The organism is Enterobacter sp., assembly GCF_977039595.1.
The window spans coordinates 45,862-69,806 of sequence record NZ_CDRQYH010000014.1; the positions used below are offsets into that span (position 1 = coordinate 45,862).

A 23,945-nucleotide genomic window follows, 5' to 3' on the forward strand; every position below is an offset into this window, starting at 1 on the left:
CAACCCTCAACTTTAGACGTATTGTATTGACCCAACTTGTGACTGTTGTTAGGCGCTCTTCGGAGCGCCATTTTTTTATTCCCGTTTCAGCCGCTTCGAATTGCACAGCCAGAGGGTGATCACCAGCAGCAGGATCGCCGCCGAGTAGATCAGCACGTCGAGCGGGGATTTATGATCGACGATGATCAGCCGCACAATGGCGGTGATCCCAATGTAGACAAAATAACGTAGCGGGAAGTGAAAGCCGGACTGAAAATACTTCACAATCAGGGCGATAAATTCAAAGTAGAGAAAGTAGACCACCAGGCCTTCCACCAGCGCATATTTGCTGGTTTGTTCAGGGGCAAACAGCACATCCGCCAGATGCACCGTCTCTTTGCCGAGAAAGACGACCAGTATCAGGCCAAGGCTCAACAGACCGAGGTTCAGCACGGTCTGGAGGATAGTTGAGATAAACTCAACGCGCGGGCGAGTCAGGGATGTCATACAGCACCTCATTCTCCAGGGCGAGGTTTCTGTATAACGCAAAAATGTGACGGGGATCTATATTTTTTAATTATGTTTTATGTACGGAGGTAACCGATGGATCGTAAACCAACCGGGGTTCGCAACGTGACCTGCGGCGACAATGTGACCGTATATGAACCTACTAATCTTTACGACTGCGTGCTGGGCAACGGCGTATTCGTCGGCCCGTTTGTTGAAATCCAGGGCAATACGTACATAGGCGACGACAGCAAGATTCAGTCGCACACCTTCATTTGCGAGTACGTCACCGTCGGCGAACGCTGTTTTATTGGCCATGGGGTGATGTTTGCCAACGATATGTTCCGCGAAGGCAAACCCAATGCTGACCGGAACAGCTGGGGACGCATTACCGTGGGGAATGACGTATCAATAGGCAGCGGTGCCACCATCCTGGCGGTCTCCATCTGCGACGGGGCGGTGATTGGAGCAGGAAGCGTGGTAACAAAATCGATCGTCGAGAAAGGTGTCTATGCCGGTAACCCTGCGAGGCTGCTGCGCCGCTTGTGACTTCCCGGTGGCGCTGCGCTTACCGGGCCTACGAAATCGTAGGCCGGGAAAACGCAGCGCCGCGCGGCGTGAAGCATCAGCGGAAGTTAATGTTCTTATCGCTGGTCATGTCGTACAGCTGGAACTTACGTCCAAGCTGCTGGCCGCCGTCGCGCGTCAGCGGCGTCCAGCCAACCGCTGCACGGCTGCGGGTTGGGCCTGACGAGAATAGATCCAGCGGAATCGACACATAGACTCCCTTGGTGAAGTCCCCTTCCCCGTATTCGTCCGGCGAGACGTTGGTAATGGTGGCGTAGCCGCCCACCACGACGCCGCTATCGAAGTGTTTGGAGATGTCCAGCGTACCGCCCTTATCGCCCGCCAGGTACTGGCCTACGCTGGCTTTCACCAGCACGTCAGGCGCGAACGACGGCGTCCAGTAGGCGGTCAGGTGTCCGGTTTTGACGCTGTAGTCGGTGAACTTCATCATGTCCTGCGCGCTGCGCCAGTCACGCTGTTTAACATAGTTAGCATCAATCCCGAACGCCCAGTTGCTGTCGACAGGACGATAAAGCACTTCCGCCCCCGCGCCGCCGTACATGGTTTCCAGATACCCGCCGTACACCTGGCCGTAGAAGCCGTTGCCGAAGTACTGGAAGTAGTTGGCCTGCAGGTTGTTCACGTAAGCATCGTTCTGCACGTACTCACGCACGCGGGTACGCACGCGCGGCAGCGACGAGTCTTTTGGCGGATTGGTGTAGTTGAACTTGTCGTAGTTGTTGGCGATGTTGCCGAACAGGCTGCCGGTGGTAAGCAGATGGTCGGTCAGCCACAGATCCGCCGTCGCCATGACGCCCAGCTGATACATGTAGAAGTTTTCCGGCCCACCGACGGACTGGTTCAGCACCGGATCGATATGGAAATCGAAGCGCGACTTGTCGATATACCAGCCCTGCTCTGTGGTTTCTGGCACGATCGGCTCAACGCGTTTTTGCACCAGCTCGGTTTCATGTCCCAGCGGCTCGCCTTCGAGGTGGCGCTTAAGGCTGGCAACGTCCGTTTCCGTCGTCACCTGCGGCAGGTTGAGACGATTCTCCGTCACGCGGATCGTGCGGATTCCCTCTGGCAGATCGTTCATGATGATCCGGTTGGCGCGCTCGATCCCTTCCCGCGAGTCGCGGTATTTCACCTGCTCGCCGGTGACGTAAAGCGTATCGCCTTTCACCTGAATTTTCGGATCCGCCAGGCCGGCATTGTATTTCAGCAGCGTCAGCTGGTTTGCCACCACGGAGTGCTGCAGAATCGCATCCTGCGGTTCCGGCTGGTATGCAGGCCGCGCGTTATCATTGTAGTGTGGCCGCATGTCGTTAAAGTTAGTGCGCAGCGTGAAGCCGAACATCACCGTATTGCCGCGCTCGTAGCTGAGGTTAACGTCGGCCCAGTCGGTGACGCGATAAATTGCGCCGACGTTAAACTTGCTCTTCTGCTCAATCTTCCCGGCGAAGTCCTGCGAGTAATCATTCCCCTCGTACTCCAGCTTCAGGCGTAACGGCTGCCATGGGGTTTGATACTCCACACCGCCAAACAGCGATGCCGGACCGTGGAACATCTGATCCCCGTTGATGGAGCCCGCTTTCTTATAGCTGTTATCGCGGTAGCAGTATTTATCGCTGTAGGAGCAAAACGGGTTTTTCACGTTTCCGCTGGTGCCGAGATAGCCCCATCCCAGGCCAAGCGAGAAGTCGAACGGCCCCCAGGCCTTGCTGGCCACGATGTATTCCGCATCAAACAGGCCGGTACCGCCGATATCTTTGGCGCCCACGGAGACCTGCGGCATCCAGTAGCTCTCTTCCCACAGGCGCAGCTTGACGTCGAAGGCTTTATCTTTGTAGGTCTGATCGCCTGAGAACGCCTCGACGCTGCTGTATTGTTTCGTCCGCACGTCGGTATAGCGCAAGGTGGTTTCAAGCCACGGGAACAGCTGCACTGACCCCGAGTAGTAGCGATACTGGTCGTTATCACGGTAGTTAAGGCTAATTTCCCCTTCGCGCGCCATACGCGCGGTGGGCGTTTGCAGTAAACCGACGCCGCCGAAGTCTGACTGAGACGGGCCAATGGGTGCCGGATACGTTTCTGCATGGCAGGCGGCACTCACGCAGAGCGCCAGCATGCTGTAGAGATAGGTTCTTTTCATTATTCCGGTATCCGCTGAATCAGGGAGTGAAGGATATCGGCGTTAAGCCCGTCATACGCCTTCGTCCAGAAATGGTCGGCAAAACCGACAAAAATAATGCTGCCCGGCATGGGTTCGATATGACGTTTATTCCAGTAAGCAACGGGGGCTTTTTGCGTGTGGCCGTCGGGGTAAATCACCCAGGCGTAGCTGTTATCCGCGCCGCTCAGCCGACTCTGCTCGTCGAGGTAGCTCGCCACGTCACGACCGGGGGTAAAGGGCTTGTTACCCGGGCTGCTGATAAGCCCCATCACGGTCACCGTCGTCGGCTTCGCCGGAAGCCAGAGCGTATAGTCCCCTTCCAGGGCCGGGTTGCCGTTTTCCGTGACCCGCACGTCATCCGGATCAAGATTGACGTTCTGTCGGCCCGTCACCTTCAGCGCCTGCAACTGCTGGCGAACGCTATTAATCGCCGCCGCGTCGTCGCCGTCTTCCTGCTCCGCTAATCCCGTTAGCCTGGCAAGGAGCGCCTTGTGCTGTTGTTCCGCTTCAGCTGTCTTCTGACGTTCAGCGATGACTGCCCCCGGCCACCAGCTGTTGGCGAGCCTTGGCTGTCCGACGAGATCGAGAAGATGCTCGGCGTGGGTTAAGGTTTTGGGTTTTTCACTGTCCGGCGTGTAGACCTTTACCGTTCCCGCGGACCATGCCAGCGGCGCGGCAAAACTGGCGATAAGCGCAGCGTGAATGAGCGTTTTCATGATTTCGCCGCCTTGATCAGGGTGGTTTTGACCGGGAAGAATCCGGCACCAAGATACTGTAATGACTGGCGGATCTGCCCTTCCTCGTCAATCCAGAAGCGGTTGTGCCAGGTGGCCCGATCGGTAGTGACCTCTTCATCCAGCACGCGAACCTGCGTTTCGTCGCTGCCGACCTTCACGCTGTCGGTGCCGTCCCAGCGGAAGGTCGAGCGTGCCGTGGCGTAACGCACCTGCTTGTGTTCAGTCCAGCCCATCGTGCGCGTCCAGCCTGCGCCGTCGACGATCTGGTTCGGCTTGATCAGCGGGTCGTCGGCGAGATTATTCACCTCCAGCAGGTTGTCGCCGCCCAGCAGGGTTTTCACGATACGGCCATGCTGCGTCACGATGGTGGCCTGATCCTGCGTCACCCATTTCTGCTGCCCGTTTTCATCGAAAGCGAGCACCACAAACAGCTGCGGGCCATCGTTAAGCTGCATGTACTGACTGGCATAAGGCATGTTCTGAAGTTCGTCATCGGTCAGATGCACGCCCGGCGTGCCGAACATGCTTTCCCACAGTGAATTTCCCAGCCCTTTAGTGGTGGCCGAGCACGCCTGCAGCAGCAGGCAAATCAGAATGATTGCAGGTCGCTTCACGACTCTTCTCCGAAGGGGCGAAATAACCACACCGAAGTGTGGTTATGATTAAAACACCCGCTATTACTGGGTGCTGGTTGTCGTGGTGGTCGTGGTTCCGGTGTTGGAGCCATCACCGCCACCGGTTGCCGCCAGCGCGACACCCACGGCTGAACTTACGGTGCTGGCGCTGGCTGCGGTAGAACTTCCCGCAGACGCAGACGTCGCAGCCGACCCTGCCGCTTCCCCGACCTGAACCGGAGCTGCATAAACAGATGTCGCCGCAAGCGCAGATATGGCAAAAATGCCATACAGTACTTTCTTCATAACAATTTCCCTTCAATGAATGAATGGAGATTTGCCCGAAAAGAATTTCAGGCGGAATCGAGTATACACAACTCATGCCGTGGGTTTGCCGTAAGGGGAAATAGGGGGCGGGTTTTCGGAATAATGGTTAAAATGGAAATGAAGGACAAACACAAAGAATATAAAACAAATACAAATCAAATACTTATAATATGTTTACATTATCTTATTTCTGCGTATTTTCTTAAAATAAACCGCAGCAATTAACGGGTTAAGCGTCTTTTTCGGATTAAACTCAGATCCAGAATTTGAGTTAACTAACAGACATCAGGAATTATCCGATAAAAAAATGCCGGCATTAAGCCGGCACGTTTTCATGTCGTTTTAATTACGCACGCCATGCTTTATAACGGTTGATCAAACCATTTGTCGAGCTGTCATGGCTGGTAATCGCTTTATCGTCACCCAGCTCTGGCAGAATACGGTTTGCCAGCTGTTTGCCCAGCTCAACGCCCCACTGGTCAAAGGTGAAGATGTTCAGGATCGCGCCCTGCGTGAAGATTTTGTGCTCGTACAGGGCAATCAGCGCGCCCAGGCTGAACGGCGTGATTTCGCGCAGCAGGATGGAGTTGGTTGGACGGTTGCCTTCAAACACTTTGAACGGTACCACGTGCTCCAGCGTGGCAGGATCTTTACCCTGGTCACGGTATTCCTGCTCAACCACCTCGCGGGATTTACCGAACGCCAGCGCTTCGGTCTGGGCGAAGAAGTTGGACAGCAGCTTCGGATGGTGGTCGGACAGCGGGTTATGGGTGATAGCCGGAGCGATGAAATCGCACGGTACCATTTTGGTGCCCTGGTGAATGAGCTGGTAGAAAGCATGCTGACCGTTAGTGCCCGGCTCGCCCCAGATAATTGGACCAGTCTGGTAGTCCACCGCGTTGCCGTTACGGTCAACGTACTTACCGTTGGATTCCATGTTGCCCTGCTGGAAGTAAGCCGCAAAGCGGTGCATGTACTGGTCGTACGGCAGGATCGCTTCGGTTTCAGCGCCGAAGAAGTTGTTGTACCAGATCCCGATCAGCGCCAGCAGCACCGGCAGGTTTTTCTCAGGCGCGGTAGTGGAGAAGTGTTTGTCCATCGCGTGCGCGCCGGAGAGCAGCTCGACGAAGTTGTCGAAGCCCACGGACAGGATGATGGACAGGCCAATCGCAGACCACAGGGAGTAGCGGCCGCCAACCCAGTCCCAGAACTCGAACATGTTCGCGGTGTCGATACCGAACTCGCTGACGGCTTTACCGTTGGTAGAAAGCGCCGCGAAGTGTTTCGCCACGTGCTTGTTGTCGCCAGCGGTTTTCAGGAACCAGTCGCGCGCGCTGTGGGCGTTGGTCATGGTTTCCTGAGTGGTAAAGGTTTTAGACGCAACCAGGAACAGGGTAGTTTCCGGGTTCACGTTCTTCAGCACTTCGGCGATGTGGGTACCATCGACGTTAGACACAAAGTGCATGTTGAGGTGGTTTTTATACGGACGCAGCGCTTCGGTCACCATGAACGGGCCGAGGTCAGAACCGCCGATACCGATGTTAACCACGTCGGTGATCGGTTTGCCGGTGTAGCCTTTCCAGCTACCGGAGATAATCGCTTCGGAGAACGCTTTCATCTTTTCCAGCACCGCGTTCACTTCCGGCATGACGTCTTTGCCGTCAACGATGATTGGCGTATTGCTACGGTTACGCAGGGCCACGTGCAGCACGGCACGGTCTTCGGTGCGGTTGATCTTCTCGCCGGAGAACATGGATTTGATGGCGTCTGCAAGCTCAGTCTCTTTTGCCAGATCCTGCAGTTTTGCCAGCGTCTCTTCGGTAATGCGGTTTTTAGAAAAATCCACCAGCATCAGGTCGTCGAAGGTCGCGGAGAACTTGTTGAAACGATCGGCATCTTTCGCGAAAAGATCCGCGATGGTGACGTCTTTCATTTCATCATAATGTTTCTGGAGTGCCTGCCAGGCAGCGGTCTGCGTTGGGTTGATGTTTTTCATTAGCAATACTCTTCTGATTTGAGAATTGTGACTGCGGTCGATTGTAGCGCCTGCAAATAAAAATTGTGATGGTTTTTATGCCATTGCCCTGGCCTGCATCAAACACAGGTGAAAAGACCCGAAAAGTATAGCTGCTGAAGCGCCCTCCCGGAGCGGAGAAATGTCGGTCAAAATGCCCTAAAACGGAGCATAAAATCTGGCCCTGTTATAAGTCCTGTTTCTCAGGGGTACCCCCCCATAAAAAATCCGCATAATCCCAGCATTGACAGGACCTCCCTCACATTTTATTTATAGGGCCGTATTTTGCGCCTGCACCTGTTTTCGTTTCACTCTTGTGCCAAGGTCGCTTATTCATTCCCTGACACGAGGTTGTTATGACGAGTTTTGTGGTCGCCAAATTTGGCGGCACCAGTGTGGCCGATTACGATGCCATGAACCGCAGCGCCGATGTGGTGCTGGCCGATCCGAATACCCGCCTGGTGGTGCTGTCTGCCTCCGCCGGCGTGACGAACCTGCTGGTTTCTCTGTCTGAAGGACTGGAAGCGACAGAACGTTTCGTGAAGCTGGATGCACTGCGCAAAATTCAGTTCGACATTCTTGAACGTCTGCAGAACCCTAACGTCATCCGCGAGGAAGTGGAACGTCTACTGGAAAATATCACTACCCTGGCAGAAGCGGCTTCTCTGGCAACCTCCACCGCCCTGACCGACGAGCTGGTCAGCCACGGTGAGCTGATGTCCACCCTGCTGTTTGTTGAAATCATGCGCGAGCGTAACGTTCAGGCGCAGTGGTTTGACGTGCGCAAAATCATGCGTACCAGCGACCGCTTTGGCCGCGCCGAGCCGGACGTTGAGGCGCTGGCGGAACTGACCAATCAGCAGCTGGCCCCGCGTCTGGCAGACGGCATCGTGGTCACACAGGGCTTTATCGGCAGCGAAGCGAAGGGCCGCACCACCACGCTTGGCCGTGGCGGCAGCGACTACACCGCAGCGCTACTGGGCGAGGCCCTGCATGCCACGCGCGTGGATATCTGGACTGACGTTCCGGGCATTTACACCACCGACCCGCGCGTCGTTTCCGCGGCGAAACGTATTGATGTGATCGCCTTTGAAGAAGCGGCGGAAATGGCCACCTTCGGCGCGAAAGTGCTTCACCCGGCCACGCTGCTGCCTGCCGTACGCAGCGATATCCCGGTCTTCGTCGGCTCCAGTAAAGATCCAAAAGCCGGCGGGACGCTGGTCTGCAAGAAAACGGAAAACCCACCGCTGTTCCGCGCCCTGGCCCTGCGCCGTCGCCAGACGCTGGTGACGCTCCACAGTCACAATATGCTGCACTCCCGCGGTTTCCTGGCGGAAGTGTTTGGCATTCTGGCACGCCACAACATCTCCGTGGATCTGATCACCACCTCGGAAGTGAGCATTGCGCTGACGCTGGACACCACCGGTTCAACCTCAACCGGTGATACCCTGCTGACGCAGTCGCTGCTGATTGAGCTGTCTGAGCTGTGCCGCGTGGAAGTGGAAGAAGACCTGGCGCTGGTTGCCATCATCGGCAACAAGCTGTCGCGCGCCTGCGGCGTGGGCAAAGAGGTATTTGGCGTGCTCGACCCGTTCAACATCCGCATGATTTGCTACGGTGCGTCCAGCTATAACCTCTGCTTCCTGGTGCCAGCCGATCAGGCCGAGCAGGTCGTGCAGAAACTTCATCAGAATTTGTTTGAATAAAATTCGTTAGCACGATAAACAATACCTATAAGCCGGGCACAGACCCGGCTTTTTTATAACTAAACAACACGACAATACTGCAAGGAATCCACTATGTTATCCGCCATTACGCGGCTGTTCCCGTTATGGGCGCTGCTGCTCTCCGTACTCGCGTATTACACGCCCACCACGTTCACCGGTATTGGTCCGTGGGTCGCCACGCTGCTGATGCTGATCATGTTCGGTATGGGTGTGCATCTGAAAGTAGACGATTTTAAGCGCGTGTTGTCTCGCCCTGCGCCCGTCGCGGCAGGAATATTTCTGCACTATCTGGTGATGCCGCTCGCGGCGTGGCTGCTGGCGATGGCCTTTAAGATGCCGCCCGACCTTTCCGCCGGGATGGTGCTGGTGGGCAGCGTGGCCAGCGGCACGGCGTCCAACGTCATGATCTACCTCGCGAAAGGGGATGTGGCGCTCTCCGTCACTATCTCATCCGTCTCCACGCTAGTTGGCGTCGTTGCCACACCGCTGTTAACCCGCCTGTACGTGGATGCGCATATTCAGGTGGACGTGATGGGAATGCTGCTGAGCATTCTGCAAATCGTGGTGATCCCGATTGCGCTGGGGCTGGTCATTCACCACCTGTTCCCTCGCGTGGTGAAGGCCGTTGAGCCGTATCTGCCCGCGTTTTCGATGATCTGCATTCTGGCCATCATCAGCGCCGTGGTGGCGGGCTCCGCCTCGCACATTGCTTCCGTAGGCTTTGTGGTGATCGTCGCGGTTGTGCTGCATAACACCATCGGCCTGCTGGGCGGCTACTGGGGCGGGAAGCTGTTTGGTTTTGACGAATCTACCTGCCGCACGCTGGCAATTGAGGTAGGCATGCAGAACTCCGGCCTGGCGGCGGCGCTCGGTAAAATTTACTTCTCGCCGCTGGCGGCCCTGCCGGGTGCGCTGTTCTCCGTCTGGCACAATCTCTCCGGCTCTCTGCTGGCGGGCTATTGGTCCGGCAAACCGATTGATGAACAAACGAAAAAAGATGCGGTGAAGCAGGGTTAATTGACTCAGCTTGCTTTACACTGAAGCCTCTCTCTCAGGAGGCTTCAGCAATGGCGACACCACGTTTGACCCAGAAAGACATGACGGAAGCCGAGCAGCGCGAACTGAAAACGCTTCTCGACCGCGCCCGCATCGCGCATGGCCGCACGCTGACCAACGCCGAAACCAATCAGGTGAAAAAAGAGTACATCGACAAGCTGATGGCGCAGCGTGATGCCGCAGCGAAAAAAGCCCGCAAGCTGAAAAAAGAGCAGGCTTATAAACCTGATGCAGAAGCGACCTTTTCCTGGTCCGCCACCACATCAACCCGTGGAAGGCGCTAATCAGCGCCCTTTCTTTTTACGCCCCGGCTGGGTAAAGCGTTTTCCGTTGCCCGGCTTGCCTCGCCCTTTCTCTTCCGCCTGCGGCGCCTTCACGACCGGGCGCTTAATCGCCTGAGCTTTCGGTTTTGCTTTGGCCTTCGGCTTCGCTTCGGACGAGGAGTTCTCGATAAGCTTGAACAGCTCGATCAGCTCGTCGTCCGTTAAGTCGCGCCACTCACCCAGCGGGATGCCGGACAGGCTGACGTTCATGATGCGCGTGCGCTCAAGCTTCGTCACTTCATAACCGAAATACTCGCACATGCGGCGAATCTGGCGGTTTAAGCCCTGCACCAGGGTAATGCGGAACGCGAACGGCGCTTCTTTCTTCACCTTACACTTTTTCGTGACGGTACCGAGGATCGGCACACCGGCGCCCATGCCGCGAATAAAGTCGTCCGTGACCGGTTTATTCACCGTCACAATGTACTCTTTTTCGTGATCGTTACCGGCACGCAGGATCTTGTTGACCAGATCGCCGTGGTTGGTGAGGAAAATCAGCCCCTGAGAGTCTTTATCCAGACGGCCAATCGGGAAGATACGGCTGCTGTGGTTCACGAAATCTACGATGTTGTCCCGCTCGCCGTCTTCTGTGGTGCTGACAATCCCAACCGGTTTGTTCAACGCGATAAACACCAGGTCTTCAGCATCACGCGGTTCGATGACCTGACCATTCACTTTAACCACATCGCCAGGGACCACCTGGTCGCCGATGGTGGCGCGTTTGCCGTTAAGAAACACGTTACCTTGTTCAATGTAACGGTCAGCCTCGCGACGTGAGCAGATCCCGCTCTCGCTAATGTATTTGTTTAATCGGGTTGATTGAGTTGGCAGCATAGTTTCTCCTGTGAAGGGCGAAATATACCTTACCTTGCGGCTGACAAAAAAGTGTTAGTAACCGTTGTTCAAAAAATCGAGTGCATCCCGCAATGAAGCACGGTTTTGCGTAAGATCGGCGACACGCTCGCCTAACTCTTTTGGCGATATGCCTGCCTATTGTTCCATCAGAACGACCTCTGAAAGTCGCTAAAGGAGCCGTTTTCATCAACCCACTGGTTAATGGCCTCGATAGAAACTTTATTTTCTGCTAACCACTCTGCGCGCTGATGCGCACGAAACTGCTCCTGCAGTGCAGCCATGAGTAGTGCACATGAGCCCCCCATCGGAATGCGCATGAATTGGCGAAGTGTAGTGTGTAAATGCGCTTGATAAGGTGTCACGCCTCGCAAAAAGGTTTTGCGAGGCGCTTTCAGAAATTAATACTCATCCCGCTCGTCATCTTCATCCGGCTGTTCCATCACGCTGTAGGCCACCGCGCAGAACAACGAGTTGAGACGCTTCATATCGCCCAGCAGCCCCAGGTGGAGTGAGCTGGTCTCAATACTCTGCACGTTCTGCTGATGCAGACGCTCGACGTGGGCGTGCGAATAGCGGCGGTTCAAGATACGGAAACGATGCTTGTTGCGGCGCAGGCGGCGCGCGCTCGGCACGTCGCTGGAAAAGAAGACCAGCATCGCCAGCTTGAGGTTGCTGACCAGCTGTTCGTGCAGCGCTTCAAGCTCTTTTAAGCCTTCAACGGAGAACGCCCGGCGTGCGGCCAGCGATTTATCGGCTATCTCGCTGCCCATGCGCTCAACAATATCGGAGGCCTGCTCAAGGTTAAGCGACATCTCAATGATTTCCGCCCAGCGGCGGGACTCCTCTTCCGCCAGTTCGTCCTGCGGCATTCGCGCCAGGTAAAGCTTAATGGCGGTATAGAGCACGTTGATATCGTCCGCCAGTCTGCGCAGCTCTTTCTCCTCTCGCGGCTCGCCGTGCATCACCTTTTGCAGGCCTTCGAGCATGGTTTCCATTGCGTCGCCCATGCGCAGCGTCTCGCGCGCGGCATTCGCCAGCGCCAGTGCCGGGGTATCCAGCGCGGACGTATCCAGGTGCTTCGGCTTCAGGCGCGCATCCAGCTCCGGTTCGTCCTGAATGAGTCGTTCGCAGAAGCGGGCCATCGGCCCGGCAAAAGGCACCATCGCCAGGCAGCGCACCAGGTTGTAGAACACGTGGAAGTAGATCACCAGCTCCGCCTTCGGCAGCGGGAGGTTGTCCATCAGGTTCGCCAGCGGATGGATAAAGGGCAGGATAATCAGGCTGCCCACCAGCTTAAACAGCAGGCTACCGAGCGCCACGCGGCGGGCGGCAGCGTTGGCGGCGCTGTTATTGAGCATCGCCAGCAGGCCAGAGCCGAGGTTGGCACCTATCACCAGACACAGCGCCACCGGGAAGGAGATCGCCCCGGCGGCGGTAAGCGTGGCCGTCAGCAGCACGGCGGCCAGGCTGGAGTAGCTGACGATGGCAAACACCGCGCCAATCAGCGCGTCGAGCATGATGTCCCCGGTCAGGGAAGCGAAGATGACCTGAACGCCGTTGGCCTCGGTAATAGGGGTGACCGCCTGCACAATCAGCTCCAGCGCCAGCAGAATCAGCCCCAGGCCAATCCCTACGCGCCCTAGCTGCCCGGCGCGCGTCTGTTTGCGACCGAGGAAGAAGATAACGCCGACAAAAATCAGCAGCGGCGACAGCCAGGAGAGATCGAAGGTCAGGATACGCGCCATCAGCGCGGTCCCCACGTCGGCCCCCAGCACAATGACCAGTGCCGGAGCCAGCGCAACCAGATCCTGCGCCACAAAGGAGGTGACAAGCAGGGTTGTGGCGTTACTGCTCTGCACCAGTGCCGTTACGCCAATACCCGCGCAGAAGGCGAGCGGCTTCTTCTCAACGCTGCTGCTGAGAACGGTACGCAAGCGCGCCCCAAAAACGCGCATCACGCCGGTACGAACGATATGGGTGCCCCATACGAGCAGTGCGACTGCGGAAAGCAGGTGTAACAAGGTCAGCACGGAAGGTTTTCCTCCTTATCGTTATTCGTTTTCCATAGGTTCAGTATAAGGGTTTAAGCGTAAGAATGAGACAAGGCACCCTTGAGGTGCCCTGTTTGTTGTAAGGAAAAGTGACGTTAGTCTGCGTCGTAGCCTAAATTCGGTGCCAGCCAGCGCTCGACTTCTGATACGCTCATGCCTTTGCGCAGGGCGTAATCTTCAATCTGATCGCGCTGCAGCTGCGCCACGGCAAAGTACTTGCTGTCCGGGTGGCTGAAGTACCAGCCGGAGACGGACGCACCCGGCCACATGGCGAACGACTCGGTGAGCTTCATTCCGGTATGGGCTTCGACGTCCAGCAGTTGCCAGATAGTGCCCTTTTCGGTGTGTTCCGGACAGGCCGGATATCCCGGTGCCGGACGAATACCCTGGTAGTTTTCGCGGATCAGCTCCTCGTTGCTGAGGTTTTCATTCGCCGCGTAGCCCCAGTGCACCTTGCGCACGCGCTCGTGCAGGTACTCGGCGAAGGCTTCCGCCAGGCGGTCGGCTATCGCTTTCACCATGATTTTATTGTAATCGTCGTGCTGCGCTTCGTACGCGTCCGCCAGCGCATCTTCTTCCAGACCGCCGGTTACCGCAAAGGCGCCGATATAGTCGGCTTTTCCGCTCAGCTTCGGCGCGACAAAATCGGCCAGGCAGTAGTTGGCAAAGCCCACTTTCTCGGTTTGCTGACGCAGATGGCGGCTGACCGCCAGCACGTGGGTGCGGGTTTCATCGCGATAAATTTCGATGTCGTCACCCACGCGGTTAGCCGGGAACAGCCCTACCACGCCGCGCGGATTGAGGGTTTTCTCAGCACTCAGCGTGTCGAGCATATCGTTGGCATCTTTAAACAGGCGTTTCGCTTCTTCACCTACGACCTCATCTTCCAGGATGCGCGGATATTTGCCCGCCAGCGACCAGGTCATAAAGAACGGCGTCCAGTCGATGTAGTTGCGCAGCGTTTCTATGCTGGCGCTGACCTCCTGAACGCCCAGCCGATGCGCGACCGGCGGCGTATAGCTCGACCAGTCAAACGCCAGATCGTTATCGCGGGCCGCCTGGAGTGAAACTGGCGGGGTGCGCGGTTTCTTGCGCCCGTGCTGGATGCGAACGGTTTCGTACTCTTTGCGGGTGCGCTCAACAAACTCGTTGCGCTGGCTGTCAGAGAGCAGTGCGGAGACCACGCCCACCGTGCGCGAGGCGTTCTGAACGTAGACCGTCGGCCCGCTGTAGTTCTGCTCGATTTTCACCGCCGTGTGCGCTTTGGAGGTGGTCGCGCCGCCAATGAGCAGCGGTATGGTGAAGCCCTGACGCTCCATCTCTTTCGCCACGTTAACCATCTCGTCCAGCGACGGGGTGATCAGCCCGGAGAGGCCAATCAGATCGGCGTTCACTTCGCGCGCGGTCTTGAGGATTTTATCCGCGGGGACCATGACGCCAAGGTCGATAATCTCGTAGTTATTGCACTGCAGCACCACACCGACTATGTTCTTGCCGATGTCGTGCACGTCGCCCTTGACGGTGGCAATGACCATTTTGCCGTTGCTGGAGCCTTTCTCTTTGCTGGCCTCGATAAACGGCTCCAGGTACGCCACGGCCTGCTTCATCACTCGGGCGGATTTCACCACCTGCGGCAGGAACATTTTGCCCTCACCGAACAGATCGCCCACCACGTTCATGCCGTCCATCAGCGGCCCTTCGATCACCTCGATCGGGCGGGCTGACTGCTGACGCGCCTCTTCGGTATCCTGCTCGATAAACTCGGTGATGCCTTTTACCAGCGAATATTCCAGACGCTTTTTCACGTCCCAGGCGCGCCACTCGGCCTGCTGAACGTTGGCTGATTCATCCGATTTGCTGCCGCGGTATTTTTCCGCCAGGTCCAGCATGCGCTCGGTGGCGTCGTCGCGACGGTTAAGGATCACGTCTTCTACCGCGTCGCGCAACTCGGCTGGCAGGTCGTCGTAAATCGCCAGCTGGCCGGCGTTGACGATCCCCATGTCCATCCCGTTGCGGATGGCGTAGTAGAGGAACACGGCGTGGATCGCTTCGCGCACCGGGTCGTTACCGCGGAACGAGAACGACACGTTCGACACGCCGCCGGAGATCAGCGCATGCGGCAGCTCGCGCTTAATGTCCTCGCACGCGCCGATAAAGTCCTGGGCGTAGTTATTGTGCTCTTCGATACCGGTCGCCACGGCGAAGATGTTCGGGTCAAAGATGATGTCTTCCGGCGGGAAGCCCACCTCTTCGGTCAGTATTTTGTACGCGCGGCGGCAAATCTCAATTTTACGCGCGCGGGTATCGGCCTGGCCCACTTCGTCAAAGGCCATCACCACCACGGCGGCACCGTAGCGGCGCACCATCTTCGCGTGGTGGATAAAGATCTCCACGCCCTCTTTCATCGAGATGGAGTTGACGATGCCTTTACCCTGAATGCACTTCAGCCCCTTCTCGATCACGTCCCACTTGGAGGAGTCGATCATGATCGGCACGCGGGCGATGTCCGGCTCACCGGCAATCAGGTTAAGGAAACGCACCATCGCCGCTTCGGCGTCGAGCATCCCCTCATCCATGTTGATATCGATAATCTGCGCGCCGTTCTCTACCTGCTGACGCGCGACGTCCAGCGCTTCGCTGTACTTCTCTTCTTTGATCAGACGTTTGAACTTGGCGGAACCGGTAACGTTCGTACGCTCGCCCACGTTCACAAACAGGCTGTCTTCGCCGATGGTCAACGGCTCAAGGCCGGAGAGACGACAGGCAACCGGAAGCTCGGGCAGCTTGCGCGGCGGCAGCCCGGCCACGGCGTTGCTCATAGCAGCGATATGTTCAGGCGTGGTGCCGCAGCAGCCGCCGACGATGTTCAGAAATCCAGACTCGGCCCACTCGCGGATTTGCGCCGCCATGGTATCGGCATCAAGATCGTATTCGCCGAAGGCGTTCGGCAGACCGGCGTTCGGGTGCGCGGTGACGTAGCATTCCGCGATGCGCGAAAGCTCCTGCACGTACTGGCGCAGTTCATCCGGCCCCAGCGCGCAGTTCAGGCCAAAGGAGAGCGCTTCGGCGTGACGCAGGGAGTTATAAAACGCTTCTGTTGTCTGGCCGGACAGAGTGCGCCCCGAGGCGTCGGTGATGGTACCGGAAATCATGATCGGCAGGTCAACGCCCAGCGCCTCAAACTCCTCTTTCACCGCGTAAATCGCGGCTTTGGCGTTGAGGGTGTCGAATACCGTTTCAATCAGGATCAGATCGGAACCGCCTTCCACCAGCGCTTTGGTCGATTCACGGTAGGCAGCAACCAGCTGGTCAAAGGTGATATTACGAAACGCCGGGTCGTTGACGTCCGGTGAAATCGACGCGGTGCGGTTGGTTGGGCCAAGCACCCCGGCAACGTAGCGAGGCTTGTCCGGCGTGCGGGCCGTCCACTCGTCGGCGCAGGCGCGCGCCAGCTTCGCAGCTTCCAGGTTGATTTCCGCCGACAGGGATTCCATCTGGTAATCCGCCATGGCGATAGTTGTCGAGTTAAAGGTGTTGGTTTCAATGATATCCGCCCCCGCTTCGAAGTAAGCGTTGTGGATATCCTTAATCACGGACGGCTTGCTGAGCACCAGCAGATCGTTGTTCCCTTTCAGGTCGCAGGGCCAGTCGGCAAAGCGTTCGCCGCGGAAATCATCTTCACTCAGACGATACCCCTGGATCATGGTGCCCATGCCGCCGTCCAGCACCAGAATTCGTTCATTTAACTGCGCACGCAGTTGCTCTACTTTGCTGCTCACACTTGCTCCCGACAACGCTCAACAAGGCCAAAAGGCTGCGTTCCATACTGGCACAATCTCGCAGGGTGGAAAAGCCGCTCAGCGGTAACATGAGACATGTTCACCATCACTCCTCCGATCAGTCAGGATAACGGTTGCAAATTCACCAAATAAAACGAAAATGATTTCCACGATACAGAAAAAGGAGATCGTCATGGTCGCGACCGTTCCCGCTAAACGCGGCAGAAAACCTGCTGCTGCCACCACCGCACAACAGGGCGGACAGGTTCAATCGCTCACGCGCGGTTTGAAGCTGCTGGAGTGGATAGCCGAGTCGCACAGCAGCGTGGCCCTGACGGAGCTTGCCCAGCAGGCTGGCCTGCCGAACTCCACGACGCACCGTCTTCTGACCACCATGCAGCAGCTGGGCTTTGTCCGCCAGGTGGGCGAGCTGGGGCACTGGGCGGTGGGCGCGCATGCATTTATCGTTGGCAGCAGCTTCCTGCAGAGCCGCAACCTGCTGGCGATTGTTCACCCGATTCTGCGCAAGCTGATGGAGGACTCCGGCGAGACCGTAAACCTGGCGGTGCTGGACCAGAGCGACCATCAGGCGATTATCATCGACCAGGTGCAGTGCACGCAGCTGATGCGCATGTCCGCGCCGATTGGCGGCAAGCTGCCGATGCACGCTTCCGGCGCGGGAAAGGCATTTCTGTCACAGCTGAGCGAAGAGCAGGTGACGGGCCTGCTGCACCGTAAAGGGCTACACGCCTATACCCACGCCACCCTGGTCTCGCCCGTGCATTTAAAAGAAGATCTTGCTCTGACCCGCAAGCGCGGCTATTCGTTTGATGATGAAGAACATGCTCTGGGCCTGCGCTGTATCGCAGCTTGTATTTTTGACGAGCACCGCGAGCCGTTTGCCGCCATCTCCATCTCCGGACCGATTTCGCGCATGACCGATGACCGCGTGACCGAACTGGGTGCGCTGGTGATTAAGGCGGCGAAAGAGGTGACGCTGGCGTACGGTGGGATTCGTTAAGATTGAGTGCGGCCTGACGCCCTCACCCCGGCCCTCTCCCACAGGGAGAGGGAGAAAACATAACGCCCTTACCCTGCGAGCGAGGGAGAAAACCGGATGCAAAACCGCTGCTTACGCCGATATGCATACACATCTTCCACGTGCCCATTTTTGATCCGCGTTTGCAGCCCGCGCCAGTAGCTGGCACGGAACAGATCCTCATGCATTTCTTCGAATAGCGGCCCGATGCGCGGGTCGGCGCACAGCCAGTGGCGAAACTCTTCGGGAAAAACATCGCCCGGCGAGACGCTGTACCACGGCTCGCTGGAAAGCTCATCTTCCGGGTAGCGGGGCGGTGGGATATCGCGGAAATTCACTTCAGTCATGTAGCAAATTTCGTCGTAATCGTAGAACACCACCCGCCCGTGACGGGTAACGCCGAAGTTTTTGAACAGCATATCGCCCGGGAAGATATTGGCGGCGGCAAGCTGGCGAATCGCGTTGCCGTACTCTTCAATCGCATCTCTTAAAGCCTGACCTTCGGACTGCTCAAGCCAGATATTCAGCGGTACCATGCGGCGTTCAATATAGAGATGGCTAATCACGATTTTATCACCCAAATCGGTGATTTTCGCGGGAGCTTCCTGCATTAACAGCGCCATGAGCGCCGGGTCGACCTGCTGTTTATCCAGCACAAAGTTTTCGAATTCCTGGGTATCCGCCATGCGACCGACGCGGTCGTGCTCTTTAACCAGCTGATAGCAGGCGCGGACGTGCGCGGCGGTCATCTCTTTCTGCGGCGCGAATCTGTCTTTGATCACCTTAAATACCCGGTCGAAACCCGGCAGCGTAAACACCAGCATCACCATGCCGCGAATGCCGGGCGCTTCGATGAACTGCTCATCGGCCGTGGTGACATAGCGCAAGTATTCCCGGTAGCTTTCCGTTTTGGCGTGCTTCTGGCAACCGATGGCCATATACAGCTCTGCGGTGGTTTTACCCGGCAGGATCTCGCGCAGCCACTCCACCAGCGCGGCAGGTAACGGTGCATAGACCATAAAATAGGAGCGTGCGAAGCCAAACACGATGCTGGCCTCGGCGCCGGTGGTCAGGCAGGTATCGACAAACAGTTCCCCGTCGTCAGTACGGTGGATCGGTAACAGAAACGGCACGATGGCCGTAGGGGTAACCAGTTTACCCACCAGCCAGGCGGCTTTATTGCGGTAGAAAAGCTCGTTGGCAACCTGCAAATGGCTGCGGCTGAGCACCTCCGCGCCGAAGGTTTCGTTGAGATGCGCGTGGATATAACCAATATCCCGGGTTTTATTCTCCCAGGGCAGGCGCAGCGGCAAATCCGTTAGCACGCGGTGCAGGAGCTTTTCCCATCCGCGATCGGGAAAGAAATCTTTCGCCAGCGGACGCGGAATGGTACGAAAGCGCCGCTCGGGCTGGGAGCTGAAGATAAATAACCGCTCAGGAGATAATGAGCGGTGGTCAAATAACCGGCAATAGACGGAGTTGAAAAAGCTCTCCGCAATCTCGAAGCGCGGGTAGTCGGGTAACAGATGGGTGTAGTGCTCCTTCACGCGCAGTAAAAATTCCGCGTCCGGACTTTTACCGTCGGTAATACAGCGCAGCTGCTCCACCACCAGACCCACGTGGTGATCGTAGAGATGGATACGCTGCTTCATGGCCTGCTGAACCGCATGCCAGTCTGCATGTTCGAAGCGCTGCTGCGCGCCGGAGGTCACTTCAAGAAAACGACCATACTGGGCATCGAAGCCCTGCAAAATAGTTTGGGCAATCAGTAATTCCAGGCCACGCGACATATATTCCCCCTCACCACCAGCCCTCTCCCCAAGGGGGAGAGGGGGAAAGATTAGAACTGTGCTTCTTCCGTTGAACCCGTCAAGGCGGTGACGGAGGAGGTGCCGCCCTGAATGATCGTGGTCACGTTATCGAAGTAGCCGGTTCCCACTTCCTGCTGGTGAGAGACGAAGGTATAACCATCTTTGCCCGCCGCAAATTCCGGCTGCTGCACCTTCTCAACGTAGTGCTTCATGCCCTCACCCTGCGCGTAGGCGTGCGCCAGGTCGAACATGTTGAACCACATGCTGTGGATACCGGCCAGGGTAATGAACTGGTATTTGTAGCCCATGTCGGACAGCTGCTGCTGGAAGCTGGCGATGGTTTTGTCATCCAACTTTTTCTGCCAGTTGAAGGACGGCGAGCAGTTGTAGGCCAGCAGTTTGCCCGGGAACTTCGCATGAATAGCATCAGCGAAGCGTTTCGCCAGCGCCAGATCCGGCGTGGACGTTTCACACCAGACCAGATCCGCGTAAGGCGCGTACGCCAGACCACGGCTGATAGCCTGCTCGATACCCGCGTGGGTACGATAGAAGCCTTCACTGGTGCGCTCGCCGGTGATGAACTCGCTGTCGTACGGATCGCAGTCAGAGGTGATCAGGTCAGCCGCGTCCGCATCGGTACGGGCAATGACCAGCGTCGGCACGCCGAGCACGTCAGCAGCCAGACGCGCGGCAACCAGCTTCTGAACCGCTTCCTGTGTAGGAACCAGCACCTTACCGCCCATATGTCCGCACTTCTTCACTGACGCCAGCTGATCTTCGAAGTGAACGGCCGCTGCACCGGCTTCAATCATCGATTTCATCAGCTCAAAGGCATTCAGCACGCCGCCGAAGCCCGCTTCCGCATCCGCAACGATCGGCAGGAAGTAGTCAATAAAGCGCGGATCGTTTGGCTCAATACCCGCCGCCCACTGGATCTGATCCGCACGGCGGAAGGTGTTGTTGATCCGATCCACGACCGACGGCACGGAGTTAGCCGGATAGAGCGACTGATCCGGGTACATGCTGGAGGCCAGGTTGGCGTCCGCCGCGACCTGCCAGCCGGAGAGGTAAATCGCCTCAATACCGGCCTTCGCCTGCTGCAGTGCCTGACCGCCGGTCAGCGCACCGAGGCTGTTGATGTAGCCCTTTTTAGAGCCACCGTGCAGCAGCTTCCACATTTTCGCCGCGCCATTTTGCGCCAGCGTACATTCCGGATTGACCGAGCCGCGTAATTTCACCACGTCTTCCGCGCTGTACGGGCGGCGGATGCCTTCCCAGCGAGGTTGTGTCCACTCTTTCTTTAATTCTTCGATTTGTTGGGTACGGGTTTTCATGTGCAGATGCTCCATATTGTTGTGTGGTGAGTTACGCCAGGAAGCGGTAGCCCGGCAGGGTCAGGAAGTCGATTAAGTCATCTGATGTGGTGATTTGCTCCATCAGGCGCGCAGCGTCGTCAAAACGCCCGCTGCTGAAGCGGTGTTCGCCCAGCTCGTCCTGGATCACCCGCATCTCTTCGGCCAGCATCTGGCGGAACAGGGTCTTGGTCACCGGTTTGCCGTTGCTAAGCGTTTTTTGATGGTGGATCCACTGCCAGATAGAGGTACGTGAGATCTCCGCCGTCGCAGCATCTTCCATCAGGCCGTAGATCGGCACGCAGCCGTTGCCGGAGATCCACGCTTCGATGTACTGCACCGCGACGCGAATGTTGGCCCGCATCCCCTCTTCCGTCCGTTCGCCCGCGCACGGCGCCAGCAGCTGTTCTTCTGCGATTGGTGCATCATCTTCACGGGTGACAAACAGCTGGTTTTTGTTGTCACCGAGGACGCGGTTGAAGACCTCCATTGCCGTATCGGCCAGGCCGGGATGCGCAATCCACGTGCCGTCGTGACCGTTACGGGCTTCAAGCTCTTTATCGGCTTTCACCTTGTTGAGCACCTGATTGTTGCGCTCTGCGTCTTTGCTCGGGATAAAGGCTGCCATGCCGCCCATCGCAAAGGCGCCGCGCTTGTGGCAGGTTTTGATCAGCAGACGCGAGTAGGCGCTCAGGAACGGTTTATCCATGGTCACGACCTGGCGATCCGGCAGTACGCGATCGGGATAGTTTTTCAGGGTTTTGATGTAGCTGAAAATATAGTCCCAGCGTCCGCAGTTCAGACCGACAATGTGGTCACGCAGGGCGTGCAGAATTTCATTCATCTGGAATACGGCAGGCAGCGTTTCAATCAGCAGCGTGGCTTTGATGGTGCCGCGCGGCAGGTTGAAACGATCTTCCGCGTAGCTGAAGACCTCGCTCCACCAGGCTGCTTCCTGCCAGGCCTGCGTTTTAGGCAGATAGAAATACGGGCCGCTGCCCTTCGCCAGCAGGGCTTTATAGTTGTGGAAGAAATAGAGCGCGAAATCAAACAGGCTGCCCGGAATGGCTTCCCCACGCCAGGTGACATGTTTTTCAGGCAGGTGCAGGCCGCGCACGCGGCAGATCAGCACCGCCGGGTTCGGTTTGAGCTGGTAAATTTTACCGGCTTCGTTGGTATAGCTGATGGTGCCGTTCACGGCGTCGCGCAGGTTGATCTGCCCCTCGATGACCTTACGCCAGTCCGGCGCCAGGGAATCTTCAAAATCGGCCATGAAGACCTTAACGTTCGCGTTCATGGCGTTGATCACCATTTTTCGCTCTACCGGACCGGTGATCTCAACGCGACGATCCTGTAAATCTTCAGGGATGCCGCGGATTTTCCACTCGCCACGGCGAATGGAAGCGGTTTCCGAAATAAAACCAGGCAACTTGCCGTTATCAATTTCCTGCTGCTGATGAATGCGTGCCGCCAGCAGCTTATTACGCTGCGGCGTAAAGCGGGTCACCAGTTCAGTCAGAAATTCTACCGCTTCTGCCGTCAATATCTGCTGTTCTTGTTCACCATACGGCTGGGTAAAGGCCAGTTCATCGACCGTCGTTGCCTGTTGAGTCATTACTCTGCTCCTCATCAAAGATCCAAAATCACGCTCCCGATGCGAACGAAAGATCGTTGGGTAGTTTTCGCTCAGCAGAATTAAGACTATCTCCATTTTTTCTAAAATCAAAAACAATTTCCATTTTAATTATAAATAGCAATTAATTTATTGATTTTATTAAGATTAAAGTTTTACAGAATGGTGAGTTATATTTCGGAAATAAAAAAGGCACCCGAAGGTGCCTGATTTGAATAGCTGAAACGCTTTAGGATCGTTTAGTGCAGACGATTACTCCAGCGTTGGATTCATGTGACGCAGATCGTATGGTGTGATCTGGTAGACGTAATAGTTGAGCCAGTTAGTAAAAAGCAAATTCCCGTGGCTGCGCCAGGTCGCTCTTGGTTTGTTTTGTGGATCGTCTTTCGGGAAATAGTTGTACGGGACATCCGGGTTAAGACCCGCTTCGACATCACGGAAATACTCTGACGCAAGGGTGTGCGGATCGTATTCAGGATGTCCGGTCACAAAGGCAATGCGCTTATCTTTACTGGCAAACAGGTAAGCGTCCCCATCTTCCGTTTCGGCCAGGATCTCCAGATCGGTGTAATCACGAATCAGCTGGGCCGGGAAGTCAGCGTAGCGAGAATGCGGAGCCAGGAAAGAATCATCAAACCCGCGCGTCAGCAACGCATGGGGATGGAGAATATGGTGTTCGTATACGCCGGAGAGCTTTTCAGTGCGGGTTTGCTTGGGGATGCCATACAGAATATTCAGTGCGGCTTGTACCGCCCAACAGACAAACAGCGTGGACGTGACGTGATCTTTTGCCCATTCCAGCACCTGTTTGATCTGCGGCCAGTAGGCGACATCGTTAAATTCCACCAGGCCGAGCGGGGCGCCGGTCACAATCAATCCATCAAAATTTTCACCCTGAATGTCATCAAAGTTGCAGTAGAAGTTGTTCAGGTGCTCAGAAGGCGTGTTGCGAGACTCACGGGCATCGATCCGCAGCAGCTGAATATCGACCTGCAGCGGGGAGTTCGACAGCAGACGCAGGAACTGATTTTCTGTTTCGATCTTCTTCGGCATCAGATTGAGAATAAGCACCTTCAGCGGGCGAATTTCCTGACCTGTCGCACGTGAAGTCGTCATCACAAAGACATTTTCTTCACGCAAGAAATTGACGGCTGGTAGCTCGTCCTGCACCCGAATCGGCATAGCTTTATATCCTCACAGCATACGTATAAACGTTTAGACATCCAGACAGCTAACGATACCCAGAAATGATCGGAATGTCGAGTCTGCAAGGCGAAGGTGAGAAAGTTTCAGGGAGAGGGAGAGGAAGAAAAACAAAAGCAAAAAACCCCGCACCTTTCGGTACGGGGTTCTTCTTATTTGATGCCTGGCAGTTCCCTACTCTCACATGGGGAGACC

19 protein-coding genes are annotated in these 23,945 nt (G+C 56.5%); 5 read left to right on the top strand and 14 right to left on the bottom strand.

Annotated features, from left to right (window positions below):
• Window positions 1-75: 75 nt before the first annotated feature.
• Window positions 76-486, bottom strand: a complete 411-nt coding sequence (gene psiE, locus ACWYRJ_RS06825; protein ID WP_000202963.1) for a phosphate-starvation-inducible protein PsiE — start codon at window positions 484-486, stop codon at window positions 76-78.
• A gap of 96 nt (window positions 487-582) precedes the next feature.
• Between psiE and ACWYRJ_RS06830 the strand changes: the two genes are divergently transcribed.
• Window positions 583-1,035: an acyltransferase gene (locus tag ACWYRJ_RS06830; protein WP_149367206.1), complete on the top strand. Its 453-nt coding sequence runs from the start codon at window positions 583-585 to the stop codon at window positions 1,033-1,035.
• A gap of 76 nt (window positions 1,036-1,111) precedes the next feature.
• On the opposite strand, the gene ACWYRJ_RS06835 is transcribed toward ACWYRJ_RS06830, so the two are convergent.
• The 5 genes from ACWYRJ_RS06835 to pgi all read right to left on the bottom strand — a co-directional run bounded on the left by ACWYRJ_RS06835 (window position 1,112) and on the right by pgi (window position 6,903).
• Window positions 1,112-3,208 (bottom strand): YjbH domain-containing protein, encoded by a 2,097-nt coding sequence (locus ACWYRJ_RS06835; RefSeq protein ID WP_115876946.1) that lies wholly within the window; start codon window positions 3,206-3,208, stop codon window positions 1,112-1,114.
• Window positions 3,208-3,945 (bottom strand): capsule biosynthesis GfcC family protein, encoded by a 738-nt coding sequence (locus ACWYRJ_RS06840; protein ID WP_149367204.1) that lies wholly within the window; start codon window positions 3,943-3,945, stop codon window positions 3,208-3,210. The genes ACWYRJ_RS06835 and ACWYRJ_RS06840 overlap by 1 nt, the downstream gene beginning before the upstream one ends.
• Window positions 3,942-4,580 (bottom strand): YjbF family lipoprotein, encoded by a 639-nt coding sequence (locus ACWYRJ_RS06845; protein WP_115876948.1) that lies wholly within the window; start codon window positions 4,578-4,580, stop codon window positions 3,942-3,944. Before ACWYRJ_RS06845 ends, ACWYRJ_RS06840 begins: the two co-directional genes overlap by 4 nt.
• Before the next feature lie 63 nt (window positions 4,581-4,643).
• Window positions 4,644-4,886, bottom strand: a complete 243-nt coding sequence (gene yjbE / locus ACWYRJ_RS06850; RefSeq protein WP_008503423.1) for an exopolysaccharide production protein YjbE — start codon at window positions 4,884-4,886, stop codon at window positions 4,644-4,646.
• A gap of 367 nt (window positions 4,887-5,253) precedes the next feature.
• The gene (gene pgi / locus ACWYRJ_RS06855) at window positions 5,254-6,903 is read right to left on the bottom strand and encodes a glucose-6-phosphate isomerase (protein ID WP_115876949.1); all 1,650 of its coding nucleotides are present in this window, start codon (window positions 6,901-6,903) and stop codon (window positions 5,254-5,256) included.
• A 374-nt stretch (window positions 6,904-7,277) separates the two neighbouring features.
• Between pgi and lysC the strand changes: the two genes are divergently transcribed.
• From lysC to ACWYRJ_RS06870, 3 genes are all read left to right on the top strand, one after another.
• Window positions 7,278-8,627, top strand: a complete 1,350-nt coding sequence (gene lysC, locus ACWYRJ_RS06860; RefSeq protein ID WP_111965816.1) for a lysine-sensitive aspartokinase 3 — start codon at window positions 7,278-7,280, stop codon at window positions 8,625-8,627.
• A gap of 93 nt (window positions 8,628-8,720) precedes the next feature.
• Window positions 8,721-9,665: a ketopantoate/pantoate/pantothenate transporter PanS gene (gene panS, locus ACWYRJ_RS06865; RefSeq protein WP_111965812.1), complete on the top strand. Its 945-nt coding sequence runs from the start codon at window positions 8,721-8,723 to the stop codon at window positions 9,663-9,665.
• A gap of 50 nt (window positions 9,666-9,715) precedes the next feature.
• Window positions 9,716-9,988 carry a DUF3811 domain-containing protein gene (locus ACWYRJ_RS06870; protein ID WP_023309994.1) on the top strand — a complete coding sequence of 91 codons (273 nt, stop codon included), beginning with the start codon at window positions 9,716-9,718 and terminating at the stop codon, window positions 9,986-9,988.
• Here the strand turns inward: ACWYRJ_RS06870 and rluF are convergent, their stop codons facing one another.
• The 4 genes from rluF to metH all read right to left on the bottom strand — a co-directional run bounded on the left by rluF (window position 9,989) and on the right by metH (window position 16,712).
• On the bottom strand, window positions 9,989-10,861 hold the full coding sequence (gene rluF / locus ACWYRJ_RS06875) for a 23S rRNA pseudouridine(2604) synthase RluF (RefSeq protein WP_111965811.1): 873 nt from the start codon (window positions 10,859-10,861) through the stop codon (window positions 9,989-9,991).
• Window positions 10,862-11,028: 167 nt separating this feature from the next.
• Window positions 11,029-11,199: a type II toxin-antitoxin system CcdA family antitoxin gene (locus ACWYRJ_RS06880; RefSeq protein WP_376708935.1), complete on the bottom strand. Its 171-nt coding sequence runs from the start codon at window positions 11,197-11,199 to the stop codon at window positions 11,029-11,031.
• Between the two features lie 81 nt (window positions 11,200-11,280).
• The gene (locus ACWYRJ_RS06885; RefSeq protein WP_111965810.1) at window positions 11,281-12,912 is read right to left on the bottom strand and encodes a Na/Pi cotransporter family protein; all 1,632 of its coding nucleotides are present in this window, start codon (window positions 12,910-12,912) and stop codon (window positions 11,281-11,283) included.
• A gap of 116 nt (window positions 12,913-13,028) precedes the next feature.
• Window positions 13,029-16,712 (bottom strand): methionine synthase, encoded by a 3,684-nt coding sequence (gene metH, locus ACWYRJ_RS06890; RefSeq protein ID WP_455507603.1) that lies wholly within the window; start codon window positions 16,710-16,712, stop codon window positions 13,029-13,031.
• A gap of 193 nt (window positions 16,713-16,905) precedes the next feature.
• Between metH and iclR the strand changes: the two genes are divergently transcribed.
• Window positions 16,906-17,733 carry a glyoxylate bypass operon transcriptional repressor IclR gene (gene iclR, locus ACWYRJ_RS06895; RefSeq protein WP_127729219.1) on the top strand — a complete coding sequence of 276 codons (828 nt, stop codon included), beginning with the start codon at window positions 16,906-16,908 and terminating at the stop codon, window positions 17,731-17,733.
• A 68-nt stretch (window positions 17,734-17,801) separates the two neighbouring features.
• On the opposite strand, the gene aceK is transcribed toward iclR, so the two are convergent.
• The 4 genes from aceK to metA all read right to left on the bottom strand — a co-directional run bounded on the left by aceK (window position 17,802) and on the right by metA (window position 23,729).
• Window positions 17,802-19,541 carry a bifunctional isocitrate dehydrogenase kinase/phosphatase gene (aceK, locus tag ACWYRJ_RS06900; RefSeq protein WP_455507604.1) on the bottom strand — a complete coding sequence of 580 codons (1,740 nt, stop codon included), beginning with the start codon at window positions 19,539-19,541 and terminating at the stop codon, window positions 17,802-17,804.
• Window positions 19,542-19,591: 50 nt separating this feature from the next.
• Entirely contained in the window at window positions 19,592-20,896 is a 1,305-nt protein-coding gene (gene aceA, locus ACWYRJ_RS06905) for an isocitrate lyase (protein ID WP_455507605.1), read from the bottom strand.
• A 31-nt stretch (window positions 20,897-20,927) separates the two neighbouring features.
• On the bottom strand, window positions 20,928-22,529 hold the full coding sequence (gene aceB / locus ACWYRJ_RS06910; RefSeq protein ID WP_455507606.1) for a malate synthase A: 1,602 nt from the start codon (window positions 22,527-22,529) through the stop codon (window positions 20,928-20,930).
• A gap of 270 nt (window positions 22,530-22,799) precedes the next feature.
• Window positions 22,800-23,729 (bottom strand): homoserine O-acetyltransferase MetA, encoded by a 930-nt coding sequence (metA, locus tag ACWYRJ_RS06915; RefSeq protein WP_008503405.1) that lies wholly within the window; start codon window positions 23,727-23,729, stop codon window positions 22,800-22,802.
• Window positions 23,730-23,945: the final 216 nt, after the last annotated feature.